The organism is Kitasatospora sp. NPDC101157, assembly GCF_044768255.1.
GTDB lineage: Bacteria > Actinomycetota > Actinomycetes > Streptomycetales > Streptomycetaceae > Kitasatospora.
Genome location: NZ_JBIWPL010000005.1, coordinates 209,402 through 224,053, shown reverse-complemented (window position 1 = coordinate 224,053; position 14,652 = coordinate 209,402). Strand labels below are relative to the sequence as shown.

13 protein-coding genes are annotated in these 14,652 nt (G+C 71.3%); all 13 read right to left on the bottom strand.

All coding sequences use genetic code 11. The features are described 5' to 3' along the window. Window positions 1-121: 121 nt before the first annotated feature. A complete protein-coding gene (gene metK / locus ACIRVF_RS13510; protein ID WP_402816430.1) occupies window positions 122-1,330 on the bottom strand; it encodes a methionine adenosyltransferase in 1,209 nt (402 codons plus the stop codon). A 150-nt stretch (window positions 1,331-1,480) separates the two neighbouring features. Then, on the bottom strand, window positions 1,481-2,710 hold the full coding sequence (coaBC, locus tag ACIRVF_RS13505) for a bifunctional phosphopantothenoylcysteine decarboxylase/phosphopantothenate--cysteine ligase CoaBC (RefSeq protein WP_402816429.1): 1,230 nt from the start codon (window positions 2,708-2,710) through the stop codon (window positions 1,481-1,483). 237 nt (window positions 2,711-2,947) lie between these two features. Continuing rightward, window positions 2,948-3,214 carry a DNA-directed RNA polymerase subunit omega gene (gene rpoZ, locus ACIRVF_RS13500; protein ID WP_030056185.1) on the bottom strand — a complete coding sequence of 89 codons (267 nt, stop codon included), beginning with the start codon at window positions 3,212-3,214 and terminating at the stop codon, window positions 2,948-2,950. Between the two features lie 37 nt (window positions 3,215-3,251). After that, the gene (gene gmk / locus ACIRVF_RS13495; protein WP_402816428.1) at window positions 3,252-3,809 is read right to left on the bottom strand and encodes a guanylate kinase; all 558 of its coding nucleotides are present in this window, start codon (window positions 3,807-3,809) and stop codon (window positions 3,252-3,254) included. Window positions 3,810-3,858: 49 nt separating this feature from the next. Then, entirely contained in the window at window positions 3,859-4,185 is a 327-nt protein-coding gene (mihF, locus tag ACIRVF_RS13490) for an integration host factor, actinobacterial type (RefSeq protein WP_030290269.1), read from the bottom strand. 361 nt (window positions 4,186-4,546) lie between these two features. Then, entirely contained in the window at window positions 4,547-5,380 is an 834-nt protein-coding gene (gene pyrF / locus ACIRVF_RS13485) for an orotidine-5'-phosphate decarboxylase (RefSeq protein ID WP_402816843.1), read from the bottom strand. Window positions 5,381-5,487: 107 nt separating this feature from the next. Further along, a complete protein-coding gene (locus tag ACIRVF_RS13480; protein ID WP_402816427.1) occupies window positions 5,488-6,591 on the bottom strand; it encodes a quinone-dependent dihydroorotate dehydrogenase in 1,104 nt (367 codons plus the stop codon). Between the two features lie 89 nt (window positions 6,592-6,680). Further along, the gene (gene carB / locus ACIRVF_RS13475) at window positions 6,681-9,989 is read right to left on the bottom strand and encodes a carbamoyl-phosphate synthase large subunit (protein WP_402816426.1); all 3,309 of its coding nucleotides are present in this window, start codon (window positions 9,987-9,989) and stop codon (window positions 6,681-6,683) included. Next, on the bottom strand, window positions 9,982-11,139 hold the full coding sequence (carA, locus tag ACIRVF_RS13470) for a glutamine-hydrolyzing carbamoyl-phosphate synthase small subunit (RefSeq protein WP_402816425.1): 1,158 nt from the start codon (window positions 11,137-11,139) through the stop codon (window positions 9,982-9,984). Before carA ends, carB begins: the two co-directional genes overlap by 8 nt. Further along, on the bottom strand, window positions 11,136-11,702 hold the full coding sequence (locus tag ACIRVF_RS13465) for a hypothetical protein (protein ID WP_402816424.1): 567 nt from the start codon (window positions 11,700-11,702) through the stop codon (window positions 11,136-11,138). The genes carA and ACIRVF_RS13465 overlap by 4 nt, the downstream gene beginning before the upstream one ends. Then, a complete protein-coding gene (locus tag ACIRVF_RS13460) occupies window positions 11,702-13,006 on the bottom strand; it encodes a dihydroorotase (RefSeq protein WP_402816841.1) in 1,305 nt (434 codons plus the stop codon). The genes ACIRVF_RS13465 and ACIRVF_RS13460 overlap by 1 nt, the downstream gene beginning before the upstream one ends. 26 nt (window positions 13,007-13,032) lie before the next feature. Then, a complete protein-coding gene (locus ACIRVF_RS13455; RefSeq protein ID WP_402816423.1) occupies window positions 13,033-14,010 on the bottom strand; it encodes an aspartate carbamoyltransferase catalytic subunit in 978 nt (325 codons plus the stop codon). 5 nt (window positions 14,011-14,015) lie between these two features. Further along, window positions 14,016-14,639, bottom strand: a complete 624-nt coding sequence (gene pyrR / locus ACIRVF_RS13450) for a bifunctional pyr operon transcriptional regulator/uracil phosphoribosyltransferase PyrR (protein WP_402816422.1) — start codon at window positions 14,637-14,639, stop codon at window positions 14,016-14,018. Between the last annotated feature and the right edge of the window lie 13 nt (window positions 14,640-14,652).

Sequence of the window (14,652 nt, the reverse complement as noted above, 5' to 3'; positions counted from 1 at the left end):
CCCCGTCCCCCCCGGTGCGCAACTCCCCCCCCACCAACCCCCCGTAAACCCCCCCCCCCCCACAAAGGCGGGGCGCCCCCCCCCCCCCCAGGGGGGGGGGGCCGCCGCTCCGTACACCAGGTCAGTCCTGGACGGCAGCCTTCAGCTGCTCGACCCGGTCGGTGCGCTCCCAGGTGAAGTCCGGCAGCTCACGGCCGAAGTGGCCGTACGCGGCGGTCTGGGAGTAGATGGGCCGCAGCAGGTCCAGGTCGCGGATGATCGCGGCCGGACGCAGGTCGAAGACCTCGGAGACGGCCTTCTGGATGGTGAGGACCGGCACGGTCTCGGTGCCGAAGGTCTCCACGAACAGGCCGACCGGCTCGGCCTTGCCGATCGCGTACGCGACCTGCACCTCGGCGCGGGCGGCGAGGCCGGCGGCGACGATGTTCTTCGCCACCCAGCGCATCGCGTACGCGGCCGAGCGGTCCACCTTGGACGGGTCCTTGCCCGAGAAGGCACCGCCACCGTGACGGGCCATGCCGCCGTAGGTGTCGATGATGATCTTGCGGCCGGTGAGGCCGGCGTCGCCCATGGGGCCGCCGATCTCGAAGCGGCCGGTCGGGTTGACCAGCAGGCGGTAGCCGTCGGTGGTCAGCTTGATGCCCTGCTCGGCCAGTGCCTTCAGCTCCGGCTCCACGACGAACTCGCGGATGTCCGGGGTGAGCAGCGACTCCAGGTCGATGTCGCTGGCGTGCTGGGTGGAGACGACCACCGTGTCGAGGCGGACGGCCTTGTCGCCGTCGTACTCGATGGTGACCTGGGTCTTGCCGTCGGGGCGCAGGTACGGGATGGTCCCGTTCTTGCGGACCTCGGTGAGGCGGCGGGAGAGGCGGTGCGCCAGGGTGATCGGCAGCGGCATCAGCTCGGGCGTCTCGTCGGACGCGTAGCCGAACATCAGGCCCTGGTCGCCGGCACCCTGCTTGTCCAGGTCGTCCTCATCACCCTCGACCCGGGCCTCGTACGCGGTGTCGACACCCTGCGCGATGTCGGGCGACTGGGCACCGATGGACACCGAGACGCCGCAGGAGGCGCCGTCGAAGCCCTTCTTGGAGCTGTCGTAACCGATCTCCAGGATCTTGTCCCGGACGAGCTGGGCGATCGGCGCGTACGCCTTGGTGGTCACCTCGCCGGCCACGTGCACCTGGCCGGTCGTGATGAGCGTCTCCACGGCGACCCGGGACGTCGGGTCCTCCCGCAGGAGAGCGTCAAGGATGGTGTCGCTGATCTGGTCAGCGATCTTGTCGGGGTGTCCCTCGGTCACGGACTCCGAGGTGAACAGGCGGCGAGACACAGCGCTCCCTGGGGTTGCAGCGGCTGCTGACTGAAGGCCCCCGGCGAACCGGGGACATCCGGAAAGACTTGATTCCTGGAGTCTAACCGGCTGGTTCTGTCGAACGTCACCCGCTTCAGGAAATCAAGAACGTTCTCGATCGGAACTCGATCAGTTCCGCCCCGGTTCCAGCCGCTTTGCGACCAGATCCCAGACGACGTCCGCGAGCGCCTCCTTCGGGCCCACCGGTACGGCGGTCTCGCTGCCGTCCGAGCCAAGCACCACGGCCTCGTTGACGTCCTGGCCGAAGGCCTTGCCGTTGCCGACCTCGTTGACCACCAGCAGGTCGCAGCCCTTGCGCGCGAGCTTGGCGCGACCGTTGGCGAGCACGTCGTCGGTCTCCGCCGCGAAACCCACCACGAGTTGACCCGAACGGGGGCGGTGCGCCGACAGCTCGGCCAGCACGTCCGGGTTGCGGACCAGCGCGACGGGCGACGGCTCGACGCCATCGACCTTCTTGATCTTGCCGGTCGCGTACTCGGCGGGCCGGAAGTCCGCCACCGCCGCGGCCATCACCACGGCGTCCGCGTCCTCGGCCGCCTTCAGCGCCGCCTCGCGCAGCTCCAGCGCGGTCGAGACGTGCACCACGTCCACCCCGGCCGGGTCGGGCAGCTCGGCGTTGGCCGAGACCAGGGTCACCCTCGCCCCGCGCGCCGCGGCGGTCACGGCGAGCGCGTAACCCTGCTTGCCGGAGGAGCGGTTGCCGAGGAAGCGCACCGGGTCCAGCGGCTCCCGGGTGCCGCCGGCCGAGACCACCACGTGCCGGCCGGCCAGGTCGGTCGGCACCGCACCGCCACGGCGCAGCACGGCCCGGCAGGCGTCGAAGATCGCGGCGGGGTCCGGCAGCCGGCCCTTGCCGGTGTCCTTGCCGGTGAGCCGCCCGACGGCCGGCTCCAGGACGATCACGCCCCGGCGGCGCAGCGTGGCCACGTTCTCCCGGGTGGCCGGGTGCTCCCACATCTCGGTGTGCATCGCGGGCGCCAGGACGACCGGGCAGCCGGCCGTGAGCAGGGTGTTGGTCAGCAGGTCGTCGGCGAGCCCGTGGGCGGCCTTGGCCATCAGGTCCGCGGTGGCGGGGGCGACCACCACCAGGTCGGCGTGCCGACCGATCCGCACGTGCGGGACCTCGTGCACGTCCTCCCAGGTCTCGGTCGCGGCCGGGCGGCCGGACAGCGCCGCCCAGGTGGCCTCGCCGACGAAGTGCAGCGCCGCCGCGGTCGGCACCACGGTGACCTGGTGGCCGGACTCGGTGAACCGGCGCAACAGCTCGCACGCCTTGTAGGCGGCGATCCCGCCGCTGACGCCGAGGACCACGCGGGGGGCGTCCGCACTCGCGCTCATGTACCGGCCTCTCTCCGCATCGGAAACCTGATCACCGCCGGGAACCTGGCCATCCCGGGGAACCCGCCCACCCTACGGCCCCTCAGCCACCGCCCGCACGGTGCCCCACCTCACAAGCGAACACCCTCGCCGGGCACCCTCGCCGGACACCCGCGGGCAGGTGCCCGCAACAGCAAACACCGGAGGGCCCGGCGGAATCGTTTCCGCCGGGCCCTCCGGTGAAGGTACGGGTCTGCCTCAGGCAGCCTCGACCGCCTCGGCGGTCAGCATGCCCGCGTTGATCTCGCGCAGCGCGATCGACAGCGGCTTCTCGTGCACGTGGGTGTCGACCAGCGGGCCGACGTACTCCAGCAGGCCCTCGCCGAGCTGGGAGTAGTACGCGTTGATCTGGCGCGCGCGCTTGGCGGCGTAGATCACGAGGCTGTACTTCGAGTCGGTGGCCTCAAGCAGCTCGTCGATCGGCGGGTTGATGATGCCCTCGGGCGCGGTCATGGAAGAGGACACGCGAAAACCTTCCGAAAGGGTGGAAAAGACTGACAGGTCAGGCTACACCGAGCAAGGCTAGCAGTTCGGCCGCTACCTGCTCGACGGAGGTGTTGACAAGGGTCGTGTCGAACTCGGTCTCGGCCGCGAGCTCGACCTTGGCCGCCTCCAGCCGCCGCTCGATCACGTCCTGCGGCTCGGTGCCCCGGCCGGTCAGCCGGCGGACCAGCTCGTCCCAGCTCGGCGGGGCGAGGAAGACCAGCTGGGCCTCCGGCATCGACGCGCGCACCTGACGGGCGCCCTGCAGATCGATCTCCAGCAGGACGGGCTCGCCGCGCTCCAGCTTCTCCAGCACGGCCGCGCGCGGGGTGCCGTAGCGGTTCCCGGCGAACTCGGCCCATTCCAGCAGCTCGCCGTTGGCGACCAGCTTGTCGAACTCGTCGTTGTCGACGAAGTGGTACTGGACCCCGTTCTTCTCGCCGGGCCTCGGGTGCCGGGTCGTGGCCGACACCGAGAGCCAGACCTCGGGGTACATCTTCCTCATATGAGCGACGACCGTGCTCTTGCCGACCCCCGAGGGGCCGGAGAGCACGGTCAGCCGCGGACGCTCACTCATGCACCGATTATCCCGGATCGCGGACGATCCCGGGACCACGGGGGCACGGTCAGGCGGCGCCACCGCCGAACTCCCTCTCCAGGGAGGCGATCTGGTTCGTGCCGAGACCGCGGACGCGGCGGCTCTCGCTGATGCCGAGGCGCTCCATGATCTGCTTGGCACGGACCTTGCCGACGCCCGGAAGGGACTCCAGCAGGGCCGACACCTTCATCTTGCCGATGACGTCGTTGTCGTTCTTGCCGGCCTTGATCACCTCGTGCAGGGAGGCGCCGGAGTGCTTGAGCCGGTTCTTGACCTCGGCGCGCTCCCGGCGAGCCTCGGCGGCCTTGGCGAGCGCGGCGGTGCGCTGTTCAGGGGTAAGGGGCGGAAGAGCCACGCCGTTCACCTCAGGGTGTGGAAGGAAGGGATTGAGCTATGACTGGTTCGGTACCTAGGACACCGTCCGCAAGAGGAGCCCAATGGAGAACCACAGGGCCCTGACCTGCGGGAGCTACGGGTTCGCGGCTCGCCGATGACCTATCGCCGGACACTACCCGCATTGCGGCGCCACGTCAGGAAAAGAACACGAAAAGTCCTGGTCAGCCAAGGCCGACCAGGACTTTCCAGGGCAAAATGACCACGATTGCGAAACTTTGGCGGGGTCGATGTGACGGCGCTCACGTCAACTCCGGTGCCGCGCCGCCGTCCTGCGGACACTGCGCACGGTCACCGGACGGCTACCGGCCGGATGCCTTCCGCTACTTGACGGCGTCCGCGAACTCCCCGACGAAGCGCTCCGCCGCCTCCCGCAGGGCCGGGACCGACGGACCGTGCTTGAGCACGTCGCGGCTGACGCTCGGCACCACGTTGACCACCGAGGCCCCGAACACCCGCGGCAGGTCCGCCATGGTCGCGCCCTGGGCGCCGATCCCGGGGGCCAGCAGCGGGCCGTTGATGGCCAGGTCCACGCCCGCGTCGGCCAGCGTCGCGCCGACCACCGCGCCGAAGGAGCCCAGCGGCGCCGCGTCCGCGTTCTCGGCCGCCAACTGCCGCAGCACCGACGCCGCGACCGGCTCACCGTCCGCGCCGACGGCCCGCTGCACCTCGGCGCCCTCCGGGTTGGAGGTGAGCGCCAGCGCGAACACCCCGCAGCCCTGCTCGCGGGCCAGGTCCAGCGCCGGGCGCAGCGAGCCGAAGCCCAGGTACGGGCTGACCGTGACGGCGTCCGAGAACAGCGGGCTGCCGGGCGACAGGAAGGCCTCGGCGTAGGCGGCCATGGTGGAGCCGATGTCGCCGCGCTTGGCGTCCATCAGGACGAGCGCGCCGGCCGCCCGGGCCTCCTCGACGCTCTTCTCCAGCACCGCGACGCCCTTGCTGCCGAAGCGCTCGAAGAAGGCGGCCTGCGGCTTCAGCACGGCGACCCGGTCGGCCAGCGCCTCCACCACGGTCCGGCTGAAGGTCTCCAGCCCGGCGAGGTCGTCGCCGAGGCCCCAGGCGGAGAGCAGGGAGGCGTGCGGGTCGATGCCGACGCAGAGCTGGCCACGGGTGTCGAGGGCCTGGCGAAGCCGGGTGCCGAACGGGGCGAGGGTCATGTCGTCCTTTCCGAGGGTCATGCGGGCGATCCGAGGGTCATGCAAGCGATCCGGGGGCCGGGGGGCGGCCCGCCGGCGTGCGGGCGTTCAGGGGGTACGCGCGGCGCTCAGGCGCCGCGGACGGCGCTGCCGACGGCCGCCGCGAGGTCGCGGAAGCCGGCGGCGCGGATCCGGGCCGACAGGCCCTTGTGGATCCGGCGGCACCAGAACGGCCCCTCGTAGATGAAGGCGCTGTAGCCCTGCACGAGGTCGGCACCGTGGATGATCCGCTGCCAGGCGTCCTCGGCGGTCTCCACGCCGCCGACCGAGACCAGCGTCAGCCGGCCCCCGGTACGGGCGCGCAGCCGCTGCAGCACCTCCAGGGCCCGGGCCTTCAGCGGGGCGCCGGACAGGCCGCCCATACCGATCTCCTCGACCCGCTTCGCGTCGGCCCGCAGGCCCTCCCGCCCGATCGTGGTGTTGGTGGCGATGATGCCGTCCAGGCCCAGCTCCAGGGCGAGGTCGGCGACCGCGTCGACGTCCTCGTCGGCCAGGTCGGGGGCGATCTTGACCAGCAGCGGCACGCGGTGCGCGGTGGTGCGGTCGGCGGCCTCGCGCACCGCGGCGAGCAGCGGGCGCAGGTGGTCGACGGCCTGGAGGTTGCGCAGCCCGGGGGTGTTCGGCGAACTGACGTTGACCACCAGGTAGTCGGCGTACTTGGCCAGCCGCTCGGTCGACTTGACGTAGTCGGCGACGGCGTCGGCCTCCTCGACCACCTTGGTCTTGCCGATGTTGACGCCGATCACCGGGGTGGAGCTGGTGTGCGGACGGGCGGCCAGCCGGGCGGCGACCCGGGCCGAGCCCTGGTTGTTGAAGCCCATCCGGTTGATCAGCGCGCGGTCCTCGACCAGGCGGAACAGCCGGGGCGCCGGGTTGCCGGGCTGGGGCTCGCCGGTGACGGTGCCGATCTCGACGTAGTCGAAGCCGAGCATCGCCAGGCCGTCGATGCCGACGCCGTTCTTGTCGAAGCCGGCCGCGAGGCCGAACGGGCCGGGCAGGTCCAGGCCGAGGGCCCGGGTCCGCAGCGCCCGGTCGCGCGGGGCGAGGACCAGCCGCACCAGGGTGCGCAGGCCGGGGACGGAGGAGGCGAGGCGGATCCAGAAGAAGGCCAGGTGGTGGGCCTTCTCGGGGTCCATCTTCTTGAAGAGGAGGTCGAACAGAAGCTTGTACAAAGGGGGGTCAACTCCCGCAGCGAGAACCGTACTCGGGCATACGAGTGGGGGGCACCAATTCGACTCCGGTGCCCCCCACTGCGGTGGTGCTACTTGCGGCCGGCGTTGATCAGCTCGGCGTGCTCCTGGAGCGACATCACTCCGACCTCGTCGCGCAGCAGCGCGTCCATGCCCTGGACCGCCGCGCCCATCGCCTGGACGGTGGTCAGGCACGGCACCCCGCGGGAGACCGCGGCGGTGCGGATCTCGTAGCCGTCGAGGCGGCCACCGGTGCCGTACGGCGTGTTGATGATCAGGTCGACCTCGCCGTCGTGGATCAGCTGGACGATGGTCTTCTCGCCGTTCGGGCCCTCCCCCTCGCTGTGCTTGCGCACCAGCGTGGACGGGATGCCGCCGCGGTGCAGCACCTCGGCGGTGCCGGCGGTGGCGAGCACCTCGAAGCCGAGGTTGACCAGCGCCCGGGCCGGGAAGAGCAGGTTGCGCTTGTCCCGGTTGGCGACCGAGACGAAGACCTTGCCCCGGGTCGGCAGCGCGCCGTACGCGCCGGCCTGCGCCTTGGCGTACGCCGTGCCGAAGACCTTGTCGATGCCCATGACCTCGCCGGTCGAGCGCATCTCCGGGCCGAGCACGGTGTCCACGCCGCGGCCGTGGATGTCGCGGAAGCGGCTCCACGGCATCACGGCCTCCTTGACCGCGATCGGGGCGTCGGCCGGCAGCGTGCCGCCGTCGCCCTCGGCCGGGAGCAGGCCCTCGGCGCGCAGCTCGGCGATGGTGGCGCCGAGCGAGATCCGGGCGGCGGCCTTGGCCAGCGGCACGGCCGTCGCCTTGGAGGTGAACGGGACGGTGCGGGAGGCGCGCGGGTTGGCCTCCAGCACGTAGAGGATGTCCCCGGCCAGCGCGAACTGGATGTTGATCAGGCCGCGGACGCCGACACCGCGCGCGATGGCCTCGGTGGAGGTGCGCAGGCGCTTGATGTCGTAGCCGCCGAGGGTGATCGGGGGCAGCGCGCAGGCGGAGTCGCCGGAGTGGATGCCGGCCTCCTCGATGTGCTCCATGACGCCGCCGAGGTAGAGCTCGGTGCCGTCGTAGAGCGCGTCGACGTCGATCTCCACCGCGTCGTCGAGGAAGCGGTCGATCAGCACCGGGTGCTCGGAGATCAGACCGGCGTGCCGCTCCAGGTAGGAGGCGAGCGAGGCCTCGTCGTAGACGATCTCCATGCCGCGGCCGCCGAGCACGTAGGACGGGCGGGCGAGGACCGGGTAGCCGATCTCGTCGGCGATCGCCTTGGCCTCCTCGAAGGAGAAGGCGGTGCCGTGCTTGGGGGCGGGCAGACCGGCGTCGCGCAGCACGCGGCCGAAGGCGCCGCGCTCCTCGGCGAGGTCGATCGCCTCGGGCTGGGTGCCGACGATCGGCACGCCGTTGTCCTTGAGCGCCTGGGCCAGGCCCAGCGGGGTCTGGCCGCCGAGCTGGACGATCACACCGGCCAGCGGACCGGCCTGCTGCTCGGCGTGGACGATCTCCAGCACGTCCTCCAGCGTGAGCGGCTCGAAGTAGAGCCGGTCGGAGGTGTCGTAGTCGGTGGAGACGGTCTCCGGGTTGCAGTTGACCATGACGGTCTCGTACCCGGCGTCGGCCAGCGCGAAGGAGGCGTGCACGCAGGAGTAGTCGAACTCGATGCCCTGGCCGATGCGGTTCGGACCCGAGCCGAGGATGATCACGGCCGGCTTGGTGCGCGGGGCGACCTCGCTCTCCTCGTCGTACGAGGAGTAGAAGTACGGGGTCTTGGCGGCGAACTCGGCGGCGCAGGTGTCCACGGTCTTGAACACCGGGCGGATGCCGAGCGCGTGGCGCACCTCGCGGACGACGTCCGGCTTCAGGCCGCGGATCTCGCCGATCTGCTGGTCGGAGAAGCCGTGCCGCTTGGCGTGGCGCAGCAGCTCGGGGGTGAGCTCGGCGGCCTCGGCCAGCTCGACGGCGATCTCGTCCAGCAGGAAGAGCTGGTCGACGAACCACGGGTCGATCCTGGTGGCCTCGAACACCTCCTCCGGGGTGGCGCCGGCCCGGATGGCGTCCATCACGGTGTTGATCCGGCCGTCGGTCGGCACGACCGCCTTGGCCAGCAGCTCGGACTTGTCGCCCAGCGGGCCGGTCCAGCTGAACTGGGAGCCCTTCTTCTCCAGCGAGCGCAGCGCCTTCTGCAGCGCCTCGGGGAAGTTGCGGCCGAGCGCCATGCCCTCGCCGACGGACTTCATGGTGGTGGTCAGCGTCGCGTCGGCGCTCGGGAACTTCTCGAACGCGAACCGCGGCACCTTGACCACGACGTAGTCGAGGGTCGGCTCGAAGGAGGCCGGGGTCTCCTCGGTGATGTCGTTGGGGATCTCGTCCAGGGTGTAGCCGACGGCCAGCTTGGCGGCGATCTTGGCGATCGGGAAGCCGGTGGCCTTGGAGGCGAGCGCCGAGGAGCGGGAGACGCGCGGGTTCATCTCGATGACGATGACCCGGCCGTCGTCGGGGTTGACGGCGAACTGGATGTTGCAGCCGCCGGTGTCGACGCCGACCTCGCGGATGACGGCGATGCCGATGTCGCGCAGGATCTGGTACTCGCGGTCGGTGAGCGTCATCGCCGGGGCGACGGTGATCGAGTCACCGGTGTGCACGCCCATCGGGTCGAAGTTCTCGATGGAGCAGACGACCACGACGTTGTCGTTCTTGTCGCGCATCAGCTCCAGCTCGTACTCCTTCCAGCCGAGGATGGACTCCTCCAGGAGCACCTCGGTGGTCGGCGAGAGGGCCAGGCCCTGGCCGGCGATGCGGCGCAGGTCCTCCTCGTTGTGGGCGAAGCCGGAGCCGGCGCCGCCCATGGTGAAGGAGGGGCGCACCACGACCGGGTAGCCGCCGAGCTCGTCGACGCCGGCCAGCACCTCGTCCATGGTGTGGCAGATGACCGAGCGGGCGGACTCGCCGTACCCGATCTTGGCCTTGACGGCCTCGACGACGCCCTTGAACAGGTCGCGGTCCTCGCCCTTGTTGATCGCCACGACGTCGGCGCCGATCAGCTCGACGCCGTACTTCTCCAGCGTGCCCGCCTCGTGCAGCGAGATCGCGGTGTTCAGCGCGGTCTGGCCGCCCAGGGTGGGCAGCAGCGCGTCGGGGCGCTCCTTGGCGATGATCCTCTCGACGAACTCGGGGGTGATCGGCTCGACGTAGGTGGCGTCGGCGATCTCCGGGTCGGTCATGATCGTGGCCGGGTTGGAGTTGACCAGCACGACCCGCAGGCCCTCGGCCTTGAGGACGCGGCAGGCCTGGGTGCCGGAGTAGTCGAACTCGGCGGCCTGGCCGATGACGATCGGGCCGGAGCCGATCACCAGGACGGACTTGATGTCAGTGCGCTTAGGCACGCTGGCCCTCCATGAGCTTCACGAAGCGGTCGAACAGGTAGGCGGCGTCGTGCGGGCCGGCGGCCGCTTCGGGGTGGTACTGCACGCTGAAGGCGGGCACGTCGAGCGCCTGGAGGCCCTCGACCACGTCGTCGTTGAGGCAGACGTGGGAGACCTCGACCCGCCCGTAGGGGGTGTCGCTCACCTGGTCCAGCGGTGCGTTCACGGCGAAGCCGTGGTTGTGGGCGGTCACCTCGACCTTGCCGGTGGTGCGGTCCTGCACCGGCTGGTTGATGCCGCGGTGGCCGTACTTGAGCTTGTAGGTGCCGAAGCCCAGGGCGCGGCCGAGGATCTGGTTGCCGAAGCAGATCCCGAAGAACGGGGTCTTCCGCTCCAGCACGCCCTGCGCGAGGGCGACCTGGTGGTCGGCGGTGGCCGGGTCGCCCGGGCCGTTGGAGAAGAAGACGCCGTCGGGGTTGACCGCGTAGACGTCCTCCAGGGTGGAGTTGGCCGGCAGCACGTGCACCTCGATGCCGCGCTCGGCCATCCGCTGCGGGGTCATCGCCTTGATGCCGAGGTCCAGCGCGGCGACGGTGAACCTCTTCTCACCGACGGCGGGGACGACGTACGGCTCGGTGGTGGCCACCTCGGCGCACAGGTCGGCGCCCTTCATCTCGGGCGACTGCTGCACCCGGGCGAGCAGGGCGGCCGGGTCGGCCAGCGCCTCGCCGGAGAAGATGCCGCAGCGCATCGCGCCGCGCTCGCGCAGGTGGCGGGTCAGCGCGCGGGTGTCGATGCCGCTGATGCCGACGATGCCCTGGCGGGCGAGTTCCTCGTCCAGCGAGCGGCGGGAGCGCCAGTTGGACGCCACCCGGGCGGGGTCGCGCACGACGTAGCCGGCGACCCAGATCTGCTTGGACTCGTCGTCCTCGTCGTTCCAGCCCGTGTTGCCGATCTGCGGGGCGGTCATCACGACCACCTGGCGGTGGTACGACGGGTCGGTCAGGGTCTCCTGGTAGCCGGACATGCCGGTGTTGAAGACCGCCTCGCCGAAGGTCTCGCCGGTCGCGCCGTAGGCCTGGCCGCCGAAGGTCCGGCCGTCCTCCAGGACGAGCACGGCCGGGATGCGCTCCCGCCGTTGGCGCTGCGTGGTGGGGGCAGGTGCGGTCATTGCGCGGCCTCTTCCGTCTTCTTCGTCTTCGTACGTGTTGCGAGCTGGGCGATCGCCTCGACCCAGGCGGTGTGCTCATCGGGGTGGTCGGCCCGGAAGCCGGAGTCCAGTTCGGTGCCCTCGTGCGTCCAGCTGACGACGAGCAGCCCGGAGGGGACGACCTTGCCGGCGATCCCGGAGTCCGTTCGGGCACCGGTCAGGTGCTCGGCGGGGATCCAGAAGTCGACGTCGCCGGGGCGCTGCACCAGCAGGCCGTCCTCGCCGAGGGTGAGGTCGGCCCGGCTGCGGGTGCCCAGGCCGTGCGCGACGACCCGGTCGAGCCAGTTCCCGGCGGTGGTGGTGCCGTGGTAGCGCCCGCTGGTCTCCAGGATGGTCCGGCCGGCGCGGGCCGGCACGGCGGGCAGCGGCGGGATCCCGGACTGCAGGGTGCGCCGCCAGTTCCAGCCCTGGCGCATCAGCCAGTAGACCAGGCCGATGACGATCAGCAGCCCGATCGACCAGCCGATGTAACCCGGCCAGTTGGTGACCTTCGCCTGCTCCCTGGCGAGTGCGGCGTGGTCCATCACTCCAGGCCGCCCTGCTCGGCCAGCTCGCCGGCCAGCACGGTGGCGCGGCCGCGCAGGAAGGTGGCGTGCACCCGTCCGGGCAGGTCCATGCCCTTGTAGGGGGTGTTGCGGCTGCGGGTGGCGAAGCTGTCGGGGTTCACGGCACCACGGTACGCGGGATCGAAGAGCACCAGGTTGGCAGGCTCACCCACCGAGATCGGCCGGCCGTGGCCGGTGAGACGGCCGATCCGGGCCGGGCGGTGGGACATCCGGTCCGCGACGCCCTCCCAGTTCAGCAGGCCGGTGTCGACCATGGTCTGCTGCACGACCGACAGCGCGGTCTCCAGGCCGACCATGCCCATCGCGGCCACGGCCCACTCGCAGTCCTTGTCCTCGTCCGGGTGCGGCGCGTGGTCGGTGGCGACGGCGTCGATGGTGCCGTCGGCGAGCGCCTTGCGCAGCGCCTGGACGTCCTCGGCGGTGCGCAGCGGCGGGTTCACCTTGTACACCGGGTCGTAGGAGCGGACCATCTCGTCGGTCAGCAGCAGGTGGTGCGGGGTGACCTCGGCGGTGACGTCCCAGCCCTTGGACTTGGCCCAGCGGACGATCTCGACCGAACCGGCGGTGGAGAGGTGGCAGACGTGCAGCCGGGAGCCGACGTGCGCGGCGAGCAGCACGTCGCGGGCGATGATCGACTCCTCGGCGACGGCCGGCCAGCCGCCGAGCCCGAGCTCGCCGGAGACCTGGCCCTCGTTCATCTGGGCGCCCTCGGTCAGCCGCGGCTCCTGGGCGTGCTGGGCGACGACGCCGTCGAAGGCCTTGACGTACTCCAGGGCGCGGCGCATCAGCACCGCGTCGTCCACGCACTTGCCGTCGTCGGAGAAGACCCGGACGTTCGCGGCGGACTCGTGCATCGCGCCGAGCTCGGCGAGCTTCTTGCCCTCCAGGCCGACGGTGACGGCGCCGACCGGCTGCACGTCGCAGTAGCCGGCCTCCTGGCCGAGCCGCCAGACCTGCTCGACCACGCCGGCGGTGTCGGCCACCGGAGTGGTGTTGGCCATCGCGTGCACGGCGGTGAAGCCGCCCATCGCGGCGGCCTGGGTGCCGGTGAGCACGGTCTCGGCGTCCTCGCGGCCGGGCTCGCGCAGGTGGGTGTGCAGGTCGACCAGACCGGGCAGCACGATCATGCCGGAGGCGTCGATCTCGATGTCGGCCTCGACCGCCAGGCCGGTGCCGATCGCCCGGATCACGCCGTCGGCGAGGTGGAGGTCCTGCGGGGCGCCGCCCAGGATCTTGGCGTTGCGGATCAGGTAGCTGACCATGTTGTCGGTTCGCTCGCTGCGCTCGTTCACTGGACGGTCTCCACGGAGTCGGTGCGGGGGGCGTCGGCGAGGGTGGCTCCGCCGAGCAGCAGGTACAGGACGGCCATCCGGACGGAGACGCCGTTGGCGACCTGCTCGACCACGGTGCAGCGCGGCGAGTCGGCGACCTCGGCGGTGATCTCCATGCCGCGGACCATCGGGCCGGGGTGCATCACGATGGCGTGCTCGGGCAGCTGGGCCATCCGGATGCCGTTCATCCCGTAGCGGCGGCTGTACTCGCGCTCGGTCGGGAAGAACGCGGCGTTCATCCGCTCGCGCTGCACCCGCAGCATCATCAGCGCGTCGGTCTTGGGCAGCACGCCGTCCAGGTCGTAACTGACCTCGCAGGGCCAGTTGTCGATGCCGATCGGCAGCAGGGTCGGCGGGGCGACGAAGGTCACCTGGGCGCCGAGGGTGGTCAGCAGGTGCACGTTGGAGCGGGCGACCCGGCTGTGCAGGACGTCCCCGACGATGGTCACCCGGCGGCCTGCCAGGTCGTTGCCGAGCCCGGCGTTGAGGTGGCGGCGCATGGTGAAGGCGTCGAGCAGCGCCTGGGTGGGGTGTTCGTGGGTGCCGTCACCGGCGTTGATCACGCTGCCGTGCAGCCAGTCGGACTGGGCCAGCCGGGCCGGCGCGCCCGAGGCGTGGTGGCGGATGACGACGGCGTCGGCCCCCATCGCCTGGAGGGTCAGCGCGGTGTCCTTGAGGCTCTCGCCCTTGGAGACCGACGAGCCCTTGGCGGAGAAGTTGATGACGTCCGCGGACAGCCGCTTCTCGGCGACCTCGAAGGAGGTCTTGGTGCGGGTGGAGTCCTCGAAGAACAGGTTGACGACGGTGCGGCCGCGCAGCGTGGGCAGCTTCTTGACGGCCCGGCCGGAGAGCTGGGCCAGCTCCTCGGCGGTGTCCAGGATCAGCAGCGCGTCGTCGCGGCTGAGATCGGCGGCGGAGACGAGGTGGCGCTTCACGCGGGTTACTCCGGGAGGTGCGGTTCGGTGGGCTGGGAGGCCAGGGCCTGCGAGCTGCGGGCGGTGTAGTCGCGGTCGCCGACCAGGACGGCGTCCACGCCGTCGGTGTCGGAGAGGCGGACCTGCACGGCCTCGCGCAGCGAGGTGGGGAGGTTCTTGCCCACGTAGTCGGCCCGGATCGGCAGCTCACGGTGGCCGCGGTCGACCAGGACGGCGAGCTGCACGGCGCGCGGTCGGCCGATGTCGTTCAGCGCGTCGAGCGCGGCGCGGATGGTGCGGCCGGAGAAGAGCACGTCGTCGACGAGGATGACGAGCTTGCCGTCGATGCCGCCGGGCGGGATCTCGGTGTGCTCCAGGGCCCGGGCGGGCTTCAGCCGCAGGTCGTCCCGGTACATGGTGATGTCCAGGGTGCCCAGCGGGATCTCGCTCCCGGTGATCTGGGCCAGCCTGTCGTGCAGGCGGCGGGAGAGGTGGACGCCCCTGGTGTGGATGCCGAGCAGCACGACGTCCTCGGCGCCCTTGGCGCGCTCGACGATCTCGTGCGCTATCCGGGTGATGACCCGGGTGATGTCCGTGCCGTCCAGCACCTGGTGCGGCGGCCGCGGCGTCGGTTCCTGGTGTGTGGTCATGCCGAAGCGGACC

Bases quoted from the DNA above. Each gene is read 5' to 3' on its own strand.
- coaBC (WP_402816429.1), bottom strand. From the start codon at position 2,710: ATGAGCGCGAGTGCGGACGCCCCCCGCGTGGTCCTCGGCGTCAGCGGC.
- gmk (WP_402816428.1), bottom strand. From the start codon at position 3,809: ATGAGTGAGCGTCCGCGGCTGACCGTGCTCTCCGGCCCCTCGGGGGTC.
- pyrF (WP_402816843.1), bottom strand. From the start codon at position 5,380: ATGACCCTCGCCCCGTTCGGCACCCGGCTTCGCCAGGCCCTCGACACC.
- carA (WP_402816425.1), bottom strand. From the start codon at position 11,139: ATGACCGCACCTGCCCCCACCACGCAGCGCCAACGGCGGGAGCGCATC.
- ACIRVF_RS13465 (WP_402816424.1), bottom strand. From the start codon at position 11,702: ATGGACCACGCCGCACTCGCCAGGGAGCAGGCGAAGGTCACCAACTGG.
- ACIRVF_RS13460 (WP_402816841.1), bottom strand. From the start codon at position 13,006: ATGGTCAGCTACCTGATCCGCAACGCCAAGATCCTGGGCGGCGCCCCG.
- pyrR (WP_402816422.1), bottom strand. From the start codon at position 14,639: ATGACCACACACCAGGAACCGACGCCGCGGCCGCCGCACCAGGTGCTG.